12 protein-coding genes are annotated in these 20412 nt (G+C 53.9%); 11 read left to right on the forward strand and 1 reads right to left on the reverse strand.

Annotated features, from left to right (window positions below):
* Window positions 1–351 precede the first annotated feature (351 nt).
* The 9 genes from bcsR to ACJHWK_RS18440 all read left to right on the forward strand — a co-directional run bounded on the left by bcsR (window position 352) and on the right by ACJHWK_RS18440 (window position 16092).
* On the forward strand, window positions 352–540 hold the full coding sequence (gene bcsR, locus ACJHWK_RS18400; protein ID WP_001063314.1) for a cellulose biosynthesis protein BcsR: 189 nt from the start codon (window positions 352–354) through the stop codon (window positions 538–540).
* Between the two features lie 11 nt (window positions 541–551).
* Window positions 552–1304 (forward strand): cellulose biosynthesis protein BcsQ, encoded by a 753-nt coding sequence (gene bcsQ, locus ACJHWK_RS18405; protein WP_170886327.1) that lies wholly within the window; start codon window positions 552–554, stop codon window positions 1302–1304.
* On the forward strand, window positions 1301–3919 hold the full coding sequence (gene bcsA / locus ACJHWK_RS18410; protein WP_000025849.1) for a UDP-forming cellulose synthase catalytic subunit: 2619 nt from the start codon (window positions 1301–1303) through the stop codon (window positions 3917–3919). The genes bcsQ and bcsA overlap by 4 nt, the downstream gene beginning before the upstream one ends.
* 10 nt (window positions 3920–3929) lie before the next feature.
* Entirely contained in the window at window positions 3930–6269 is a 2340-nt protein-coding gene (gene bcsB, locus ACJHWK_RS18415; RefSeq protein WP_001309034.1) for a cellulose biosynthesis cyclic di-GMP-binding regulatory protein BcsB, read from the forward strand.
* A gap of 6 nt (window positions 6270–6275) precedes the next feature.
* Window positions 6276–7382 carry a cellulose synthase complex periplasmic endoglucanase BcsZ gene (gene bcsZ / locus ACJHWK_RS18420; protein ID WP_001521557.1) on the forward strand — a complete coding sequence of 369 codons (1107 nt, stop codon included), beginning with the start codon at window positions 6276–6278 and terminating at the stop codon, window positions 7380–7382.
* Complete coding sequence (gene bcsC, locus ACJHWK_RS18425) at window positions 7364–10837, forward strand: cellulose synthase complex outer membrane protein BcsC (protein ID WP_170886326.1); 3474 nt, start codon at window positions 7364–7366, stop codon at window positions 10835–10837. The genes bcsZ and bcsC overlap by 19 nt, the downstream gene beginning before the upstream one ends.
* 81 nt (window positions 10838–10918) lie before the next feature.
* A complete protein-coding gene (gene hmsP / locus ACJHWK_RS18430) occupies window positions 10919–12907 on the forward strand; it encodes a biofilm formation regulator HmsP (RefSeq protein WP_001266310.1) in 1989 nt (662 codons plus the stop codon).
* 182 nt (window positions 12908–13089) lie between these two features.
* Window positions 13090–14376: a C4-dicarboxylate transporter DctC gene (gene dctA / locus ACJHWK_RS18435; RefSeq protein ID WP_000858214.1), complete on the forward strand. Its 1287-nt coding sequence runs from the start codon at window positions 13090–13092 to the stop codon at window positions 14374–14376.
* Between the two features lie 219 nt (window positions 14377–14595).
* On the forward strand, window positions 14596–16092 hold the full coding sequence (locus tag ACJHWK_RS18440; protein WP_410234890.1) for a M16 family metallopeptidase: 1497 nt from the start codon (window positions 14596–14598) through the stop codon (window positions 16090–16092).
* Window positions 16093–16187: 95 nt separating this feature from the next.
* Here ACJHWK_RS18440 and kdgK read toward each other — a convergent pair whose 3' ends face one another.
* Window positions 16188–17117: a 2-dehydro-3-deoxygluconokinase gene (kdgK, locus tag ACJHWK_RS18445; RefSeq protein WP_001296796.1), complete on the reverse strand. Its 930-nt coding sequence runs from the start codon at window positions 17115–17117 to the stop codon at window positions 16188–16190.
* A 231-nt stretch (window positions 17118–17348) separates the two neighbouring features.
* On the opposite strand from kdgK, the gene pdeH reads away from it, so the two are divergent.
* Window positions 17349–18116: a cyclic-guanylate-specific phosphodiesterase gene (gene pdeH, locus ACJHWK_RS18450; protein ID WP_001521552.1), complete on the forward strand. Its 768-nt coding sequence runs from the start codon at window positions 17349–17351 to the stop codon at window positions 18114–18116.
* Window positions 18117–18185: 69 nt separating this feature from the next.
* The gene (locus ACJHWK_RS18455; RefSeq protein ID WP_001521551.1) at window positions 18186–20246 is read left to right on the forward strand and encodes an AsmA family protein; all 2061 of its coding nucleotides are present in this window, start codon (window positions 18186–18188) and stop codon (window positions 20244–20246) included.
* The last annotated feature ends 166 nt before the right edge of the window (window positions 20247–20412 follow it).

The following is a 20412-nucleotide window of genomic DNA, read 5'->3' on the forward strand; positions in this document are numbered from 1 at the left end:
TAAATAGGCTGATTCAAGGCATTTACGGGAGAAAAAATCGGCTCAAACATGAAGAAATGAAATGACTGAGTCAGCCGAGAAGTATTTCCCCGCTTATTCGCACCTTCCCTAGCGAAAGCTAAGAAATAAACCTACCATTGAAATTAAAACTTATCAGATTTAGCATGTGAATCAATTTAGCAGGTCACAAGACGTGTGATTTTAGTCTTTTCGTTTTTAACTTTTTTTGTTGCGTAACGGAAAGTCAAAAAGTGAGCAAATTCCCGTCTCGCCGTAAACAATAAACCGGCGAAATGCTCACGGTTAGAATTGTCTCATGAACGGTACGGTTATTTCATAGGGATCAAGCAAATGAATAACAATGAACCAGATACTCTGCCTGATCCCGCGATAGGCTATATCTTCCAGAATGATATTTTGGCGTTAAAGCAGGCATTTTCACTGCCTGATATTGATTATGCCGATATTTCCCAACGCGAACAGTTGGCCGCGGCATTAAAACGCTGGCCGTTGCTGGCAGAGTTTGCGCAACAAAAGTAGGGGATTGGTGAATGGCCGTACTGGGATTGCAGGGGGTGCGGGGAGGCGTGGGGACAACAACCATCACCGCCGCATTAGCCTGGTCATTACAAATGTTGGGAGAAAATGTCCTGGTGGTCGATGCCTGCCCGGACAACTTGTTGCGCCTGTCATTTAACGTTGATTTTACCCACCGTCAGGGCTGGGCCAGAGCTATGCTGGATGACCAGAACTGGCGTGACGCCGGGTTGCGCTATACCTCGCAGCTCGATTTGCTGCCTTTTGGTCAGTTATCCATTGAAGAACAAGAAAATCCACAGCACTGGCAAACCCGGCTGAGCGATATTTGCTCCGGCTTACAGCAACTAAAAGCCAGCGGGCGTTACCAGTGGATTTTAATCGACTTACCGCGTGATTCCTCGCAGATAACCCACCAGCTGCTGAGTTTGTGCGATCACTCGCTGGCAATCGTCAATGTGGATGCCAACTGCCATATCCGGCTGCATCAGCAGGCGCTGCCGGATGGCGCGCATATTTTGATTAATGACTTCCGTATCGGCAGTCAAGTTCAGGACGATATTTACCAGCTTTGGTTGCAAAGCCAGCGCCGATTACTGCCGATGCTCATTCATCGTGATGAAGCGATGGCTGAATGCCTGGCGGCTAAGCAACCAGTCGGTGAATATCGCAGTGATGCGCTGGCGGCTGAAGAGATACTGACGCTGGCTAACTGGTGCCTGTTGAACTATTCCGGGCTGAAAACGCCAGTCGGGAGTAAATCATGAGTATCCTGACCCGGTGGTTGCTTATCCCGCCGGTCAACGCGCGGCTTATCGGGCGTTATCGCGATTATCGTCGTCACGGCGCGTCGGCTTTCAGCGCGACGCTCGGCTGTTTTTGGTTGATCCTGGCCTGGATTTTTATTCCGCTGGAGCACCCGCGCTGGCAGCGTATTCGCGCAGAACATAAAAACCTGTATCCGCATATCAACGCCTCGCGTCCGCGTCCGCTGGACCCGGTCCGTTATCTCATTCAAACATGCTGGTTACTGATCGGTGCATCGCGCAAAGAAACGCCGAAACCGCGCAGGCGGGCATTTTCAGGTCTGCAGAATATTCGTGGACGTTACCATCAATGGATGAACGAGCTGCCTGAGCGCGTTAGCCATAAAACACAGCATCTTGATGAGAAAAAAGAGCTCGGCCATTTGAGTGCCGGGGCGCGGCGGTTGATCCTCGGTATCATCGTCACCTTCTCGCTGATTCTGGCGTTAATCTGCGTTACTCAGCCGTTTAACCCGCTGGCGCAGTTTATCTTCCTGATGCTGCTGTGGGGGGTAGCGCTGATCGTACGGCGGATGCCGGGGCGCTTCTCGGCGCTAATGTTGATTGTGCTGTCGCTGACCGTTTCTTGCCGTTATATCTGGTGGCGCTACACCTCTACGCTGAACTGGGACGATCCGGTCAGCCTGGTGTGCGGGCTTATTCTGCTGTTCGCCGAAACGTACGCGTGGATTGTGCTGGTGCTCGGCTACTTCCAGGTAGTATGGCCGCTGAATCGTCAGCCGGTGCCATTGCCGAAAGATATGTCGTTGTGGCCGTCGGTGGATATCTTTGTCCCGACTTACAACGAAGATCTCAACGTGGTGAAAAATACCATTTACGCCTCGCTGGGTATCGACTGGCCGAAAGACAAGCTGAACATCTGGATCCTTGATGACGGCGGCAGGGAAGAGTTTCGCCAGTTTGCGCAAAACGTGGGGGTGAAATATATCGCCCGTACCACTCATGAACATGCGAAAGCGGGCAACATCAACAATGCGCTGAAATATGCCAAAGGCGAGTTCGTGTCGATTTTCGACTGCGACCACGTACCAACGCGATCGTTCCTGCAAATGACCATGGGCTGGTTCCTGAAAGAAAAACAACTGGCGATGATGCAGACGCCGCACCACTTCTTCTCACCGGACCCGTTTGAACGCAACCTGGGGCGTTTCCGTAAAACACCTAACGAAGGCACGCTGTTCTATGGTCTGGTGCAGGATGGCAACGATATGTGGGACGCCACTTTCTTCTGCGGTTCCTGTGCGGTGATTCGCCGTAAGCCGCTGGATGAAATTGGCGGCATTGCTGTCGAAACTGTGACTGAAGATGCGCATACCTCTTTGCGCCTGCACCGTCGTGGCTACACCTCTGCATATATGCGTATTCCGCAGGCGGCGGGGCTGGCGACCGAAAGTCTGTCGGCGCATATCGGTCAGCGTATTCGCTGGGCGCGCGGGATGGTGCAAATCTTTCGTCTCGATAACCCGCTCACCGGTAAAGGGCTGAAGTTTGCTCAGCGGCTATGTTACGTCAACGCCATGTTCCACTTCTTGTCGGGCATTCCACGACTGATCTTCCTGACTGCGCCGCTGGCGTTCCTGCTGCTGCATGCCTACATCATCTATGCGCCAGCGTTGATGATTGCCCTGTTCGTGCTGCCGCATATGATTCATGCCAGCCTGACCAACTCCAAGATCCAGGGCAAATATCGCCACTCTTTCTGGAGTGAAATCTACGAAACGGTGCTGGCGTGGTATATCGCACCACCGACGCTGGTGGCGCTGATTAACCCGCACAAAGGCAAATTTAACGTCACCGCCAAAGGTGGACTGGTGGAAGAAGAGTACGTCGACTGGGTGATCTCGCGGCCCTACATCTTCCTTGTTCTGCTCAACCTGGTGGGCGTTGCGGTAGGCATCTGGCGCTACTTCTATGGCCCGCCAACCGAGATGCTCACCGTGGTCGTCAGTATGGTGTGGGTATTCTACAACCTGATTGTTCTTGGCGGCGCAGTTGCGGTATCGGTAGAAAGCAAACAGGTACGCCGATCGCACCGCGTGGAGATGACGATGCCCGCGGCAATTGCCCGCGAAGATGGTCACCTCTTCTCGTGTACCGTTCAGGATTTCTCCGACGGTGGTTTGGGGATCAAGATCAACGGTCAGGCGCAGATTCTGGAAGGGCAGAAAGTGAATCTGTTGCTTAAACGTGGTCAGCAGGAATACGTCTTCCCGACCCAGGTGGCGCGCGTGATGGGTAATGAAGTTGGGTTGAAATTAATGCCGCTCACCACCCAGCAACATATCGATTTTGTGCAGTGTACGTTTGCCCGTGCGGATACATGGGCGCTCTGGCAGGACAGCTATCCGGAAGATAAGCCGCTGGAAAGTCTGCTGGATATTCTGAAGCTCGGCTTCCGTGGCTACCGCCATCTGGCGGAGTTTGCGCCTTCTTCGGTGAAGGGCATATTCCGTGTGCTGACTTCTCTGGTTTCCTGGGTTGTATCGTTTATTCCGCGCCGCCCGGAGCGGAGCGAAACGGCACAACCATCGGATCAGGCTTTGGCTCAACAATGATGATAACGCGATGAAAAGAAAACTATTCTGGATTTGTGCAGTGGCTATGGGGATGAGTGCGTTCCCCTCTTTCATGACGCAGGCGACGCCAGCAACGCAACCACTGATCAATGCTGAGCCAGCTGTAGCCGCCCAGACGGAACAAAATCCGCAGGTTGGGCAAGTGATGCCGGGCGTGCAGGGCGCTGATGCGCCAGTCGTGGCGCAGAACGGTCCTTCGCGTGATGTGAAGCTGACCTTTGCGCAAATTGCGCCGCCGCCGGGCAGCATGGTGCTACGTGGCATTAACCCGAACGGCAGCATTGAGTTTGGTATGCGCAGCGATGAAGTGGTAACGAAGGCGATGCTCAATCTCGAATACACGCCATCGCCATCGTTACTGCCTGTCCAGTCGCAGTTAAAGGTTTATCTCAATGATGAACTGATGGGCGTGCTGCCAGTGACCAAAGAACAGTTGGGTAAAAAAACGCTGGCGCAAATGCCCATTAACCCACTGTTTATTACCGACTTCAACCGTGTGCGGCTGGAGTTTGTCGGCCATTATCAGGACGTGTGCGAAAACCCGGCCAGCACCACGCTTTGGCTGGATGTTGGGCGGAGCAGTGGACTGGATTTGACCTATCAGACCCTGAATGTGAAGAATGACCTGTCACACTTCCCGGTACCATTCTTTGACCCGCGTGATAACCGCACCAACACCTTGCCGATGGTCTTTGCGGGTGCGCCGGATGTCGGGCTGCAACAAGCATCTGCCATTGTTGCCTCGTGGTTTGGTTCGCGTTCTGGCTGGCGTGGGCAGAACTTCCCGGTGCTCTATAACCAACTGCCGGATCGCAATGCCATCGTTTTTGCCACCAATGACAAACGCCCGGACTTCCTGCGCGATCATCCGGCGGTAAAAGCCCCGGTGATTGAGATGATCAACCATCCACAGAATCCTTACGTCAAACTGCTGGTGGTGTTTGGTCGTGACGACAAAGACCTGTTGCAGGCAGCGAAAGGTATCGCTCAGGGTAACATTCTGTTCCGTGGTGAAAGCGTGGTAGTGAATGAAGTGAAACCGCTGCTACCGCGTAAGCCGTACGATGCGCCGAACTGGGTGCGTACCGATCGTCCGGTTACCTTTGGTGAACTGAAAACCTATGAAGAACAGTTACAATCCAGCGGTCTTGAGCCAGCAGCGATTAACGTTTCGCTAAACCTGCCGCCGGATCTCTACCTGATGCGCAGTACCGGCATTGATATGGATATCAACTATCGCTACACCATGCCGCCGGTGAAAGACAGTTCGCGGATGGATATCAGCCTGAATAACCAGTTCCTGCAATCCTTCAACCTGAGCAGTAAACAGGAGGCGAACCGCCTGCTGCTGCGTATTCCGGTATTACAAGGTTTGCTGGATGGCAAAACGGATGTCTCTATTCCGGCGCTGAAACTGGGCGCGACCAACCAGCTGCGGTTCGACTTTGAGTATATGAACCCGATGCCGGGCGGTTCGGTGGATAACTGTATTACCTTCCAGCCGGTGCAGAATCATGTGGTGATTGGTGACGACTCCACCATCGACTTCTCGAAGTATTACCACTTCATCCCGATGCCGGATCTACGCGCCTTTGCTAACGCGGGCTTCCCGTTCAGCCGGATGGCGGATCTGTCACAAACCATCACCGTGATGCCGAAAGCGCCTAACGAAGCACAGATGGAAACCTTGCTGAATACCGTTGGCTTTATCGGTGCGCAGACGGGCTTCCCGGCGATTAACCTGACGGTGACCGATGATGGCAGCACCATTCAGGGCAAAGATGCCGACATCATGATCGTCGGTGGTATCCCGGACAAACTGAAAGACGATAAGCAGATCGACCTGTTGGTGCAGGCGACCGAAAGCTGGGTGAAAACGCCGATGCGCCAGACCCCGTTCCCCGGCATTGTACCGGATGAGAGCGATCGCGCGGCAGAAACTCAATCAACGCTGACCTCTTCCGGTGCGATGGCGGCGGTGATTGGCTTCCAGTCGCCGTATAACGACCAGCGTAGCGTGATTGCGCTGCTGGCAGATAGCCCGCGCGGTTATGAAATGCTTAACGATGCGGTGAACGATAGCGGCAAACGCGCCACCATGTTCGGTTCGGTCGCGGTGATCCGCGAGTCCGGTATCAATAGCCTGCGTGTTGGCGACGTCTATTACGTTGGCCATCTGCCGTGGTTCGAACGCTTATGGTATGCCCTGGCAAACCATCCGATTCTGCTGGCGGTGCTGGCGGCAATCAGCGTCGTGCTGCTGGCCTGGGTACTGTGGCGTCTGCTGCGTATTATCAGCCGTCGTCGTCTTAACCCGGATAACGAGTAATTGAAGATGAATGTGTTGCGTAGTGGACTCGTGACGATGCTGCTGCTGGCTGCCTTTAGTGTTCAGGCAGCCTGTACCTGGCCTGCCTGGGAGCAGTTTAAAAAGGATTACATCAGTCAGGAAGGGCGCGTCATCGACCCCAGCGACGCGCGCAAAATCACCACCTCCGAAGGACAAAGTTACGGCATGTTCTTTGCCCTGGCGGCTAACGACCGTGCAGCTTTCGATAATATTCTCGACTGGACGCAGAACAATCTCGCTCAGGGTTCTTTAAAAGAACGCTTGCCCGCATGGCTGTGGGGCAAGAAAGAGAACAGTAAGTGGGAAGTGCTGGACAGCAATTCGGCCTCCGATGGTGATGTCTGGATGGCCTGGTCGTTGCTGGAGGCGGGGCGTTTGTGGAAAGAGCAGCGTTATACCGACATCGGCAGCGCGTTGTTAAAACGTATTGCGCGGGAGGAAGTGGTGACGGTGCCTGGACTGGGTTCCATGTTGTTGCCGGGCAAAGTGGGATTTGCAGAGGATAACAGCTGGCGTTTTAACCCCAGCTACCTGCCGCCGACGCTGGCGCAGTATTTCACCCGCTTTGGCGCGCCGTGGACCACGCTGCGCGAAACCAATCAACGTTTATTGCTGGAAACCGCCCCGAAAGGCTTTTCGCCAGACTGGGTGCGCTATGAGAAAGACAAAGGCTGGCAGCTAAAAGCCGAAAAAACATTGATCAGCAGCTACGACGCGATCCGCGTTTACATGTGGGTAGGCATGATGCCTGACAGCGATCCGCAAAAAGCGCGGATGCTCAACCGGTTTAAACCGATGGCGACATTCACCGAGAAAAACGGTTATCCGCCGGAAAAAGTCGATGTAGCTTCGGGGAAAGCGCAGGGTAAAGGACCGGTCGGTTTTTCTGCCGCCATGCTGCCCTTTTTACAAAACCGCGATGCGCAGGCCGTTCAGCGCCAGCGCGTGGCCGATAACTTTCCCGGCAGCGATGCCTATTACAACTATGTGCTGACCCTGTTTGGACAAGGCTGGGATCAACACCGTTTCCGCTTCTCGACAAAAGGTGAGTTATTACCTGACTGGGGCCAGGAATGCGCAAATTCACACTAAACATATTCACGCTTTCCCTCGGTCTGGCCGTCATGCCGATGGTCGAGGCAGCACCAACCGCTCAGCAACAGTTGCTGGAGCAAGTTCGGTTAGGCGAAGCGACCCATCGTGAAGACCTGGTGCAACAGTCGTTGTATCGTCTGGAACTTATTGATCCGAATAACCCGGACGTCGTTGCCGCCCGTTTCCGTTCTCTGTTACGTCAGGGCGATATTGATGGCGCGCAAAAACAGCTCGATCGGCTGTCGCAGTTAGCGCCGAGTTCAAATGCGTATAAATCGTCGCGGACCACAATGTTGCTTTCCACGCCGGATGGTCGTCAGGCACTGCAACAGGCAAGATTGCAGGCGACTACTGGTCATGCAGAAGAAGCTGTGGCGAGTTACAACAAACTGTTCAACGGTGCGCCGCCGGAAGGTGACATTGCCGTCGAGTACTGGAGTACGGTGGCGAAAATTCCGGCTCGCCGTGGCGAAGCGATTAATCAGCTAAAACGCATTAATGCGGATACGCCGGGCAATACGGGCCTGCAAAACAATCTGGCGCTATTGCTGTTTAGTAGCGATCGCCGTGACGAAGGTTTTGCCGTCCTGGAACAGATGGCGAAATCAAACGCCGGGCGCGAAGGGGCCTCTAAAATCTGGTACGGGCAGATTAAAGACATGCCCGTCAGCGATGCCAGTGTGTCGGCGCTGAAAAAATATCTCTCGATCTTTAGTGATGGCGATAGCGTAGCTGCGGCGCAATCGCAACTGGCAGAACAGCAAAAACAGCTGGCCGACCCTGCTTTCCGCGCTCGTGCGCAAGGTTTAGCGGCGGTGGACTCTGGTATGGCGGGTAAAGCCATTCCCGAACTACAACAGGCAGTGCGGGCGAACCCGAAAGACAGTGAGGCTCTGGGGGCGCTGGGCCAGGCGTATTCTCAGAAAGGCGATCGCGCCAATGCGGTGGCGAATCTGGAAAAAGCCCTCGCCCTGGATCCGCACAGCAGCAACAACGACAAATGGAACAGTCTCCTGAAAGTAAACCGCTACTGGCTGGCGATCCAGCAGGGCGATGCTGCGCTGAAAGCCAATAATCCTGACCGGGCAGAACGCCTGTTCCAGCAGGCGCGTAATGTCGATAACACCGACAGCTATGCAGTGCTGGGGCTGGGCGATGTGGCGATGGCGCGAAAAGATTATCCCGTCGCCGAACGTTATTATCAGCAGACCTTGCGTATGGACAGCGGCAACACTAACGCCGTGCGCGGGCTGGCGAATATATACCGCCAGCAATCGCCAGAAAAAGCTGAAGCGTTTATCGCCTCGCTCTCTGCCAGTCAGCGGCGAAGCATTGATGATATCGAACGCAGCCTGCAAAACGACCGTCTGGCACAGCAGGCAGAGGCACTGGAAAACCAGGGCAAATGGGCGCAGGCGGCAGCACTTCAGCGGCAACGACTGGCGCTGGACCCCGGCAGCGTATGGATTACTTACCGACTTTCGCAGGATCTCTGGCAGGCCGGACAACGCAGCCAGGCCGATACGTTAATGCGTAATCTGGCGCAGCAGAAGCCGAACGACCCGGAGCAGGTTTACGCTTACGGGCTGTATCTCTCTGGTCATGACCAGGACAGAGCGGCGCTGGCGCATATCAACAGCCTGCCGCGCGCGCAGTGGAGCAGCAATATTCAGGAGCTGGTTAATCGACTGCAAAGCAATCAGGTACTGGAAACCGCTAATCGCCTGCGAGAAAGCGGCAAAGAAGCTGAAGCGGAAGCGATGCTGCGCCAGCAACCACCTTCCACGCGCATAGACCTCACGCTGGCTGGCTGGGCGCAACAACGACGTGATTACACCGCCGCTCGCGCTGCATATAAGAATGTCCTGACGCGGGAGCCAACTAACGCCGATGCCATTCTTGGTCTGACGGAAGTGGATATTGCTGCCGGTGACAAAGCGGCGGCACGTAGCCAGCTGGCGAAACTGCCCGCTACCGATAACGCCTCGCTGAACACACAGCGGCGCGTGGCGCTGGCACAGGCGCAGCTTGGCGATACCGCAGCGGCGCAGCAGACATTTAATAAGTTGATCCCGCAGGCAAAATCTCAGCCACCGTCGATGGAAAGCGCGATGGTACTGCGTGATGGTGCGAAGTTTGAAGCGCTGGCGGGCGATCCAACGCAGGCGCTGGAAACCTACAAAGACGCCATGGTTGCATCCGGTGTGACCACGACGCGTCCGCAGGATAACGACACCTTTACCCGGCTGACCCGTAACGACGAGAAAGATGACTGGCTGAAACGCGGCGTGCGCAGCGATGCGGCTGACCTCTATCGCCAGCAGGATCTTAACGTCACCCTCGAGCACGATTACTGGGGTTCGAGCGGCACCGGTGGTTACTCCGATCTGAAAGCGCACACTACCATGTTGCAGGTGGATGCGCCGTATTCTGACGGGCGGATGTTCTTTCGCAGTGATTTCGTCAATATGAACGTTGGCAGTTTCTCCACGAATGCCGATGGCAAATGGGATGACAACTGGGGCACCTGTACATTACAGGACTGTAGCGGCAACCGCAGCCAGTCGGATTCCGGTGCCAGCGTGGCGGTCGGCTGGCGAAATGACGTCTGGAGCTGGGATATCGGTACCACGCCGATGGGCTTCAACGTGGTGGATGTGGTCGGCGGCATCAGTTACAGCGATGATATCGGGCCGCTGGGTTACACCGTTAACGCCCATCGTCGGCCCATTTCCAGTTCTTTGCTGGCCTTTGGCGGGCAAAAAGACTCCCCGAGCAATACCGGGAAAAAATGGGGTGGCGTGCGTGCCGACGGCGTGGGGCTAAGCCTGAGCTACGATAAAGGTGAAGCAAACGGCGTCTGGGCATCGCTTAGCGGTGACCAGTTAACCGGTAAAAATGTCGAAGATAACTGGCGTGTGCGCTGGATGACGGGCTATTACTATAAGGTCATTAACCAGAACAATCGCCGCGTCACAATCGGCCTGAACAACATGATCTGGCATTACGACAAAGACCTGAGTGGCTACTCACTCGGTCAGGGCGGTTACTACAGCCCGCAGGAATACCTGTCGTTTGCCATACCGGTGATGTGGCGTGAGCGGACGGAAAACTGGTCGTGGGAGCTGGGGGCGTCTGGCTCGTGGTCGCATTCACGCACCAAAACCATGCCGCGTTATCCGCTGATGAATCTGATCCCGACCGACTGGCAGGAAGAAGCTGCGCGGCAATCGAACGATGGCGGCAGCAGTCAGGGCTTTGGCTACACGGCGCGGGCATTACTTGAACGACGTGTTACTTCCAACTGGTTTGTCGGCACGGCAATTGATATCCAGCAGGCGAAAGATTACGCACCCAGCCATTTCCTGCTCTACGTACGTTATTCCGCCGCCGGATGGCAGGGTGACATGGATTTACCGCCGCAGCCGCTGATACCTTACGCCGACTGGTAAGTTTTCAGATAGCGCCTCTCTTAATGCCGCTGCGATCGGGTATACTCGGGCGGCAATCTGGGATTTCCGGGGGGAGACAATTTGCGCGTAAGTCGCTCGTTAACAATCAAGCAGATGGCAATGGTGGCAGCCGTTGTCCTGGTGTTCGTTTTTATTTTTTGCACCGTTTTGCTGTTCCATCTGGTCCAGCAGAATCGCTATAACACGGCTACGCAACTGGAAAGCATTGCTCGCTCTGTCCGCGAACCCTTATCTTCAGCTATTTTGAAAGGCGATATTCCCGAAGCGGAAGCTATTCTTGCCAGCATTAAACCGGCAGGCGTGGTCAGCCGTGCCGATGTAGTGCTGCCTAACCAGTTCCAGGCGCTGCGTAAAAGTTTTATTCCAGAGCGGCCAGTGCCGGTAATGGTTACTCGCCTGTTTGAGCTACCGGTTCAAATCTCGCTGGGTGTCTACTCGCTCGAACGTCCGGCAAATCCGCAGCCAATTGCCTATCTGGTGCTACAGGCGGATTCCTTCCGCATGTATAAGTTCGTGATGAGCACCCTCTCAACGTTAGTGACCATTTACTTACTTTTGTCGTTAATATTGACGGTGGCGATTAGCTGGTGCATTAACCGCCTGATTTTGCATCCGTTACGCAATATTGCTCGCGAACTTAACGCCATCCCTGCCCAGGAGCTTGTTGGTCACCAACTGGCATTACCACGTCTGCATCAGGACGATGAAATCGGTATGCTGGTGCGCAGTTACAACCTCAACCAGCAATTGCTGCAGCGCCATTATGAAGAACAGAACGAAAACGCGATGCGCTTCCCGGTGTCGGATTTGCCGAACAAAGCCTTGCTGATGGAGATGCTGGAGCAGGTTGTCGCGCGTAAACAAACCACCGCGCTGATGATCATCACCTGTGAAACCCTGCGTGATACTGCGGGCGTGCTGAAAGAGGCGCAACGAGAAATTCTGCTGCTGACGCTGGTGGAAAAACTCAAATCGGTACTGTCGCCACGTATGATCCTCGCGCAGATTAGTGGTTATGACTTTGCTGTCATTGCCAATGGTGTACAGGAACCGTGGCACGCAATCACTTTAGGTCAGCAAGTGCTCACTATCATGAGCGAGCGCCTGCCGATTGAACGTATTCAACTCCGTCCGCACTGTAGCATTGGCGTGGCGATGTTCTACGGCGATCTCACCGCCGAACAGCTTTACAGTCGTGCTATTTCTGCGGCATTTACCGCTCGCCATAAAGGCAAGAATCAGATTCAGTTCTTTGATCCGCAGCAGATGGAAGCCGCCCAACAGCGGTTGACGGAAGAGAGCGATATCCTTAATGCACTGGAAAATCATCAGTTTGCGATTTGGTTACAGCCACAGGTCGAGATGACCAGCGGTAAACTGGTCAGTGCGGAAGTGTTACTGCGTATCCAGCAACCGGATGGCAGTTGGGATCTGCCGGATGGCTTAATCGATCGCATTGAATGCTGTGGGCTGATGGTTACCGTTGGTCACTGGGTGCTGGAAGAGTCCTGTCGACTGCTTGCTGCCTGGCAAGAGCGCGGCATTATGCTGCCCTTGTCGGTAAACCTCTCAGCGCTGCAACTGATGCACCCGAATATGGTGGCGGATATGCTGGAACTGTTAACCCGCTATCGCATTCAGCCGGGAACACTGATTCTGGAAGTGACAGAAAGCCGACGTATTGACGACCCTCATGCTGCGGTGGCAATCCTCCGTCCGCTGCGCAATGCCGGAGTTCGGGTGGCGCTGGATGATTTCGGCATGGGCTATGCGGGGCTGCGTCAGCTGCAGCATATGAAATCGTTGCCAATCGACGTACTGAAAATCGACAAAATGTTTGTTGAAGGCTTGCCGGAAGATAGCAGCATGATTGCTGCAATTATCATGTTGGCGCAAAGCCTGAACTTACAAATGATTGCCGAAGGCGTGGAGACTGAAGCACAACGCGACTGGCTGGCAAAAGCGGGCGTTGGTATTGCCCAGGGCTTCCTTTTTGCTCGCCCACTCCCTATTGAAATCTTCGAAGAGAGTTACCTGGAAGAAAAGTAGCTACCCCAAACTGATTACAAAACTTTAAAAAGTGCTGGTTTGTGCGAGCCAGCTCAAACTTTTTAACCTTTTTGTTTCAATTATGATCCAGGTACATTTCTGTGATGTTGTCTGGGTGTTATTTTAAGGCCGCAGGTACCCCATAACCTTACAAGACCTGTGGTTTTACTAAAGGACACCCTATGAAAACCTCTCTGTTTAAAAGCCTTTACTTTCAGGTCCTGACAGCGATAGCCATTGGTATTCTCCTTGGCCATTTCTACCCTGAAATAGGCGAGCAAATGAAACCGCTTGGCGACGGGTTCGTTAAGCTCATTAAGATGATCATCGCTCCTGTCATCTTTTGTACCGTCGTAACGGGCATTGCGGGCATGGAAAGCATGAAGGCGGTCGGTCGTACCGGCGCAGTCGCACTGCTTTACTTTGAAATTGTCAGTACCATCGCGCTGATTATTGGTCTTATCATCGTTAACGTCGTGCAGCCTGGTGCCGGAATGAACGTCGATCCGGCAACGCTTGATGCGAAAGCGGTAGCGGTTTACGCCGATCAGGCGAAAGACCAGGGCATTGTCGCCTTCATTATGGATGTCATCCCGGCGAGCGTCATTGGCGCATTTGCCAGCGGTAACATTCTGCAGGTGCTGCTGTTTGCCGTACTGTTTGGTTTTGCGCTCCACCGTCTGGGCAGCAAAGGCCAACTGATTTTTAACGTGATCGAAAGTTTCTCGCAGGTCATCTTCGGCATCATCAATATGATCATGCGTCTGGCACCTATTGGTGCGTTCGGGGCAATGGCGTTTACCATCGGTAAATACGGCGTCGGCACACTGGTGCAACTGGGGCAGCTGATTATCTGCTTCTACATCACCTGTATCCTGTTTGTGGTGCTGGTACTGGGTTCAATCGCTAAAGCGACTGGTTTCAGTATCTTCAAATTTATCCGCTACATCCGTGAAGAACTGCTGATTGTACTGGGGACTTCATCTTCCGAGTCGGCGCTGCCGCGTATGCTCGACAAGATGGAGAAACTCGGCTGCCGCAAATCGGTGGTGGGGCTGGTCATCCCGACAGGCTACTCGTTTAACCTTGATGGTACATCGATATACCTGACAATGGCGGCGGTGTTTATCGCCCAGGCCACTAACAGTCAGATGGATATCGTCCACCAAATCACGCTGTTAATCGTGTTGCTGCTTTCTTCTAAAGGGGCGGCAGGGGTAACGGGTAGTGGTTTTATCGTGCTGGCGGCAACGCTCTCTGCGGTGGGCCATTTGCCGGTAGCGGGTCTGGCGCTGATCCTCGGTATTGACCGCTTTATGTCAGAAGCTCGTGCGCTGACTAACCTGGTCGGTAACGGCGTAGCGACCATTGTCGTTGCTAAGTGGGTGAAAGAACTGGACCACAAAAAACTGGACGATGTGCTGAATAATCGTGCGCCGGATGGCAAAACGCACGAATTATCCTCTTAATCTCACCACTTATGCCCGCACTCCCTTCCCCGAGTGCGGGTGTTTGCGCATAATTGACCCCTGTGCCTGAACTTACCACCTGGGTGAGTTCAGGTTTATTTCACTTCTTCCGTGACATTTTCATGTTCTTGCGGTCTAACACGAAGTGTTTTTAACGTCATTTAGACTGACCGACAACGGGCAGTTTTTTATTACCAGGATAGTTGATCAGGGGTTCACATGCAGGGCACAAAAATTCGACTTTTAGCGGGCGGTTTGCTGATGATGGCCACTGCTGGCTATGTGCAGGCAGATGCGCTCCAGCCTGATCCAGCATGGCAACAGGGGACGCTTTCCAACGGTTTACAGTGGCAAGTGCTGACCACGCCCCAGCGTCCCAGCGATCGTGTTGAAATTCGCCTGCTGGTTAATACCGGTTCGCTCGCCGAAAGTACACAACAGAGCGGTTACAGCCACGCCATCCCTCGTATTGCGTTAACGCAAAGCGGTGGCCTTGAAGCAGTACAGGCGCGTTCATTGTGGCAGCAGGGGATCGACCCTAAACGCCCGATGCCGCCGGTAATTGTCTCTTATGACACCACGCTGTTTAATCTGAGTTTGCCCAATAACCGTAACGACTTGCTGAAAGAAGCGCTCTCTTATCTGGCAAATGCCACTGGCAAACTGACTATCACGCCAGAAACCATCAACCACGCGCTGCAAAGTCAGGACATGGTGGCAACCTGGCCTGCCGATACTAAAGAGGGCTGGTGGCGCTATCGTCTGAAAGGATCAACCTTGTTAGGTCACGATCCTGCCGATCCGCTGAAACAACCCGTTGAAGCGGAAAAGATTAAAGATTTCTATCAGAAATGGTACACCCCGGATGCAATGACGCTGCTGGTGGTGGGAAACGTGGATGCGCGCTCGGTCGTCGACCAAATCAATAAAACGTTTGGCGAACTGAAAGGCAAACGTGAAACACCGGCTCCGGTGCCGACGCTTTCTCCGCTGCGTGCGGAAGCGGTGAGTATTATGACTGACGCGGTGCGTCAGGACCGGTTATCCATCATGTGGGATACGCCGTGGCAGCCGATTCGTGAATCAGCCGCACTGCTGCGCTACTGGCGTGCGGACCTGGCCCGTGAGGCGCTGTTCTGGCATGTTCAGCAAGCGTTAAGCGCCAATAACAGCAAAGACATCGGTCTTGGATTTGACTGCCGTGTGCTGTATCTGCGTGCGCAGTGTGCCATCAACATCGAATCACCAAACGACAAGCTGAACAGCAACCTTAATCTGGTGGCGCGTGAGCTGGCGAAGGTTCGCGATAAAGGTCTGCCGGAAGAGGAGTTCAATGCGTTAGTGGCGCAAAAGAAACTGGAGCTGCAGAAACTGTTTGCCGCCTATGCGCGAGCTGATACCGATATTCTGATGGGGCAGCGGATGCGTTCGTTGCAAAATCAGGTTGTCGATATCGCGCCGGAGCAATATCAGAAACTGCGCCAGGACTTCCTTAACAGCCTGACGGTGGAGATGTTAAATCAGGATCTGCGTCAGCAGTTGTCGAACGATATGGCGTTAATACTGCTGCAGCCGAAAGGCGAGCTGGAATTTAACATGAAAGCGTTGCAGGCGGCCTGGGATCAAATCATGACCCCATCTACTGCCGCTGCGACCACCTCTGTCGCCACGGATGACGTTCATCCTGAAGTGACGGATATTCCACCTGCACAGTAATGCCTGATGGTGATGAGTTAGCACAACCATCAGGTATTTATGGATGAGCTGGATAGAGGGGTAACACTTTATCCAGCCTTTTGCATATGCTGCTTTTACGCCGGCATCGCCTCACGCGGGATAATCGCGCCGCGATACTGAATAACGGTACTTGCGGTCAGGTGCCCGCGTTTCGCCGCGTTTTCCGCACTGCCGCCCGTCAAACGTACCGCCAGATAACCGGCACTGAAAGAGTCGCCAGCTGCGGTGGTATCGATCACTTTTTCTTTCGGCAGTTTCACCGCCGGAACATCCACTAACCCTTCGCCAGCAATGGACACCAGGCAAGAATCCGCCCCGCGTTTCACCACCACTTCTTTCACGCCCGCGTTATGGGTGCGCGCAATGACGTCTTCCACCGGCTGTTGACCCCACAGCGCGTCTTCGTCGTCCAGCGTCAGGAAGGCGATATCCGTGCATTCCAGCATTTGCTGGTACACCTGCTGTGTCTCTTCTTTGCTGGCCCACAGGCGCGGACGATAGTTATTGTCGAAAATTACTTTTCCGCCGTTGGCGCGGCATTCGCGCAACAAAGAAAGCAGTTTCTCGCGGCTGGTCGGGCTTAAGATCGCCAGGCTAATCCCGCTCAGGTAGAGATAATCGAAATTCGCCAGCTCTTCGCAAATCGCCGCAGACTGCTCGCTCTCCAGCCAGAATTTGGCGGCGGCTTCGTTACGCCAGTAGTAGAACGTACGTTCGCCGGTGCTGTCGGTTTCAATGTAGTAAAGGCCCGGCAGACGGTTTTCCATCCGTTGGGTCAGGGAAGTATCAACGTTCTCGCCGTGCCAGGCGTCCAGCATTTGCTGGCTAAAACTGTCCGTTCCCAGCGCCGTTACGTAATGAACGGTTAATGCCGCAGGATCGACCTGACGGGCGATATAGACGGAAGTGTTCAGGGTATCGCCGCCGAAACCGCGCTTAACGTCCGCGCCTTTCTCGGAAAGCTCAATCATGCATTCGCCAATCACGGCAATCTTTTTGGACATAGTCGTGAACCTGATCTGTAAAAAATTAGCGTTAGTTTGCGCTGTGGTGGTTTGCTGGTCAACCATATTAAAACAGTGTTCCATTATTTTTTTGAGCCAGAACGTATTCCTGAAAGATTCCGTTGTGGAGTGGGAAAATTTAACCCGGCCAGGCGGTAAAGTTATGCCCTTGCGCGCCGATAATCTTTGTCGAGTCCGGGCAGCATCACTTTTAAACACAGGACATCTTTGATGATAAGGCAGGTTATCCAGCGAATAAGCAACCCTGAAGCAAGCATCGAGAGCTTGCAGGAACGGCGTTTTTGGTTGCAGTGTGAGCGTGCTTACACCTGGCAGCCGATCTATCAAACATGCGGGCGGTTAATGGCCGTGGAGCTATTAACGGTGGTCACGCATCCCTTGAACCCTTCGCAACGCCTGCCGCCGGATCGCTATTTTACTGAAATCACCGTCAGCCATCGGATGGAGGTTGTGAAAGAGCAGATTGATTTACTGGCGCAAAAAGCCGACTTCTTTATAGAGCACGACCTGCTGGCATCGGTCAATATTGATGGCCCTACGCTCATCGCCCTGCGTCAGCAACCAAAAATCCTGCGCCAGATTGAGCGTCTTCCCTGGCTGCGTTTCGAACTGGTGGAACACATCCGTCTGCCGAAAGATTCAACCTTTGCCTCGATGTGTGAATTTGGCCCGCTGTGGCTGGATGATTTTGGCACCGGGATGGCAAATTTCTCTGCGCTAAGTGAAGTGCGTTATGACTACATCAAAATCGCGCGAGAGCTGTTTGTGATGCTGCGTCAGTCGCCGGAAGGACGCACACTCTTTTCTCAGCTTTTACATCTCATGAATCGCTATTGTCGCGGGGTGATCGTCGAGGGCGTAGAAACGCCGGAAGAGTGGCGTGATGTTCAGAGCTCGCCCGCATTCGCCGCACAAGGCTGGTTTCTTTCACGCCCGGCACCGATAGAAACGCTGAATACGGCGGTTTTGGCGCTATAAGCTGCCTCATTTTCCGCCTGGCTGGACTATCTTTAGGACTGGCACAGGAAGAATATGAGGAAGCGAACGATGAGCAAGGCAGGCAAAATAACCGCTGCGATTTCAGGGGCTTTCTTGTTGTTGATTGTCGTGGCGATCATTTTGATTGCAACTTTTGACTGGAATCGACTCAAACCGACCATCAACCAGAAAGTCTCTGCGGAGTTGAATCGTCCGTTCGCTATCCGTGGCGATCTGGGCGTGGTGTGGGAGCGGCAAAAGCAAGAAACTGGCTGGCGCAGCTGGGTGCCGTGGCCTCATGTGCATGCAGAAGACATCATTCTCGGCAATCCACCGGATATTCCCGAAGTCACAATGGTGCATTTGCCACGCGTAGAGGCAACGCTGGCACCGTTGGCGCTGCTGACCAAAACGGTCTGGCTACCGTGGATCAAACTGGAAAAGCCCGACGCACGCCTGATTCGCCTCTCAGAAAAGAACAACAACTGGACATTTAATCTCGCCAGCGATGACAACAAAGACGCGAATGCAAAGCCGTCGGCATGGTCGTTTCGGCTGGATAATATTCTTTTCGATCAAGGGCGGATCGCCATTGATGACAAAGTAAGCAAAGCGGATCTGGAAATTTTTGTCGATCCGTTAGGCAAGCCGCTGCCGTTCAGCGAAGTTACTGGATCGAAAGGTAAAGCGGATAAAGAAAAGGTGGGCGATTACGTTTTTGGCCTGAAGGCGCAGGGACGTTATAACGGTGAACCGCTCACTGGTACGGGAAAAATAGGCGGTATGCTGGCGCTGCGTGGCGAAGGGACGCCGTTTCCGGTACAGGCTGATTTCCGCTCTGGTAACACCCGTGTTGCTTTTGATGGCGTTGTGAATGACCCAATGAAGATGGGTGGTGTCGATTTACGGCTTAAATTTTCTGGCGATTCGCTGGGTGATCTCTATGAACTGACGGGCGTTCTGCTGCCCGATACCCCGCCGTTTGAAACGGATGGTCGGCTGGTAGCGAAAATCGACACTGAAAAATCGTCGGTCTTTGATTATCGCGGCTTTAATGGGCGCATTGGCGATAGCGATATCCACGGTTCTCTGGTCTATACCACCGGCAAGCCACGGCCAAAACTGGAAGGTGATGTCGAGTCGCGGCAATTGCGGCTGGCGGACTTGGGACCGTTGATTGGCGTTGATTCCGGGAAAGGAGCTGAAAAGTCGAAACGGTCTGAACAGAAGAAGGGCGAAAAAAGCGTTCAGCCTGCGGGTAAAGTGCTGCCTTATGACCGCTTCGAAACCGATAAATGGGACGTCATGGATGCCGATGTTCGCTTCAAAGGGCGGCGCATTGAGCATGGCAGTAGCCTGCCGATTAGCGATCTTTCTACTCATATCATCCTCAAAAATGCTGACCTGCGCCTGCAACCGCTGAAATTTGGCATGGCAGGCGGCAGCATTGCGGCGAATATTCATCTGGAAGGTGATAAAAAACCGATGCAAGGGCGGGCAGATATTCAGGCTCGTCGGCTGAAACTGAAAGAACTGATGCCCGATGTGGAACTGATGCAGAAGACGCTGGGGGAAATGAACGGTGACGCGGAACTACGCGGTAGCGGTAACTCGGTGGCGGCGCTTTTAGGCAACAGTAACGGCAACCTGAAACTGTTGATGAATGACGGGCTGGTGAGCCGCAACCTGATGGAGATTGTCGGGCTGAATGTCGGTAACTACATTGTCGGTGCGATATTTGGTGACGATGAGGTGCGGGTGAACTGTGCGGCGGCGAATCTGGATATTGCCAACGGCGTGGCGCGCCCGCAGATTTTTGCTTTCGATACTGAGAACGCGTTGATTAACGTTACCGGCACGGCAAGTTTTGCTTCGGAACAGCTGGATTTGACTATTGATCCGGAGAGTAAAGGAATTCGGATTATCACGCTGCGTTCGCCGCTGTATGTGCGTGGGACATTTAAAAATCCGCAGGCTGGGGTGAAAGCCGGGCCGTTGATTGCCCGAGGAGCCGTTGCGGCGGCACTGGCAACGCTGGTTACGCCAGCGGCGGCGTTACTGGCGCTGATCTCACCTTCCGAAGGGGAGGCTAATCAGTGCCGGACGATTTTGTCGCAGATGAAGAAGTGATGAGGTTGGATTGTGTTTGCTGGTGAGTTCGGGAGCAGCGTGTTCCCCTCACCCTAACCCTCTCCCAAAAGGGGCGAGGGGACTGTTTTGTGCGTGTTGAAACAACGAGTACCGCTTTTCCGTTCACTTTCTGGGGGGAGGGCCGGGGTGAGGGTGGCAGCCCGCA

It is taken from the genome of Escherichia sp. WS547, assembly GCF_046486065.1.
Lineage (GTDB): Bacteria > Pseudomonadota > Gammaproteobacteria > Enterobacterales > Enterobacteriaceae > Escherichia > Escherichia coli.

What these genes read in the sequence shown, in the direction of transcription:
- bcsC (WP_170886326.1), top strand. Translation starts at nt 7,364, where the DNA reads ATGCGCAAATTCACACTAAACATATTCACGCTTTCCCTCGGTCTGGCC.
- ACJHWK_RS18440 (WP_410234890.1), top strand. Translation starts at nt 14,596, where the DNA reads ATGCAGGGCACAAAAATTCGACTTTTAGCGGGCGGTTTGCTGATGATG.
- bcsR (WP_001063314.1), top strand. Translation starts at nt 352, where the DNA reads ATGAATAACAATGAACCAGATACTCTGCCTGATCCCGCGATAGGCTAT.
- bcsA (WP_000025849.1), top strand. Translation starts at nt 1,301, where the DNA reads ATGAGTATCCTGACCCGGTGGTTGCTTATCCCGCCGGTCAACGCGCGG.
- ACJHWK_RS18455 (WP_001521551.1), top strand. Translation starts at nt 18,186, where the DNA reads ATGAGCAAGGCAGGCAAAATAACCGCTGCGATTTCAGGGGCTTTCTTG.
- bcsZ (WP_001521557.1), top strand. Translation starts at nt 6,276, where the DNA reads ATGAATGTGTTGCGTAGTGGACTCGTGACGATGCTGCTGCTGGCTGCC.
- bcsB (WP_001309034.1), top strand. Translation starts at nt 3,930, where the DNA reads ATGAAAAGAAAACTATTCTGGATTTGTGCAGTGGCTATGGGGATGAGT.
- kdgK (WP_001296796.1), bottom strand. Translation starts at nt 17,117, where the DNA reads ATGTCCAAAAAGATTGCCGTGATTGGCGAATGCATGATTGAGCTTTCC.
- dctA (WP_000858214.1), top strand. Translation starts at nt 13,090, where the DNA reads ATGAAAACCTCTCTGTTTAAAAGCCTTTACTTTCAGGTCCTGACAGCG.
- pdeH (WP_001521552.1), top strand. Translation starts at nt 17,349, where the DNA reads ATGATAAGGCAGGTTATCCAGCGAATAAGCAACCCTGAAGCAAGCATC.
- bcsQ (WP_170886327.1), top strand. Translation starts at nt 552, where the DNA reads ATGGCCGTACTGGGATTGCAGGGGGTGCGGGGAGGCGTGGGGACAACA.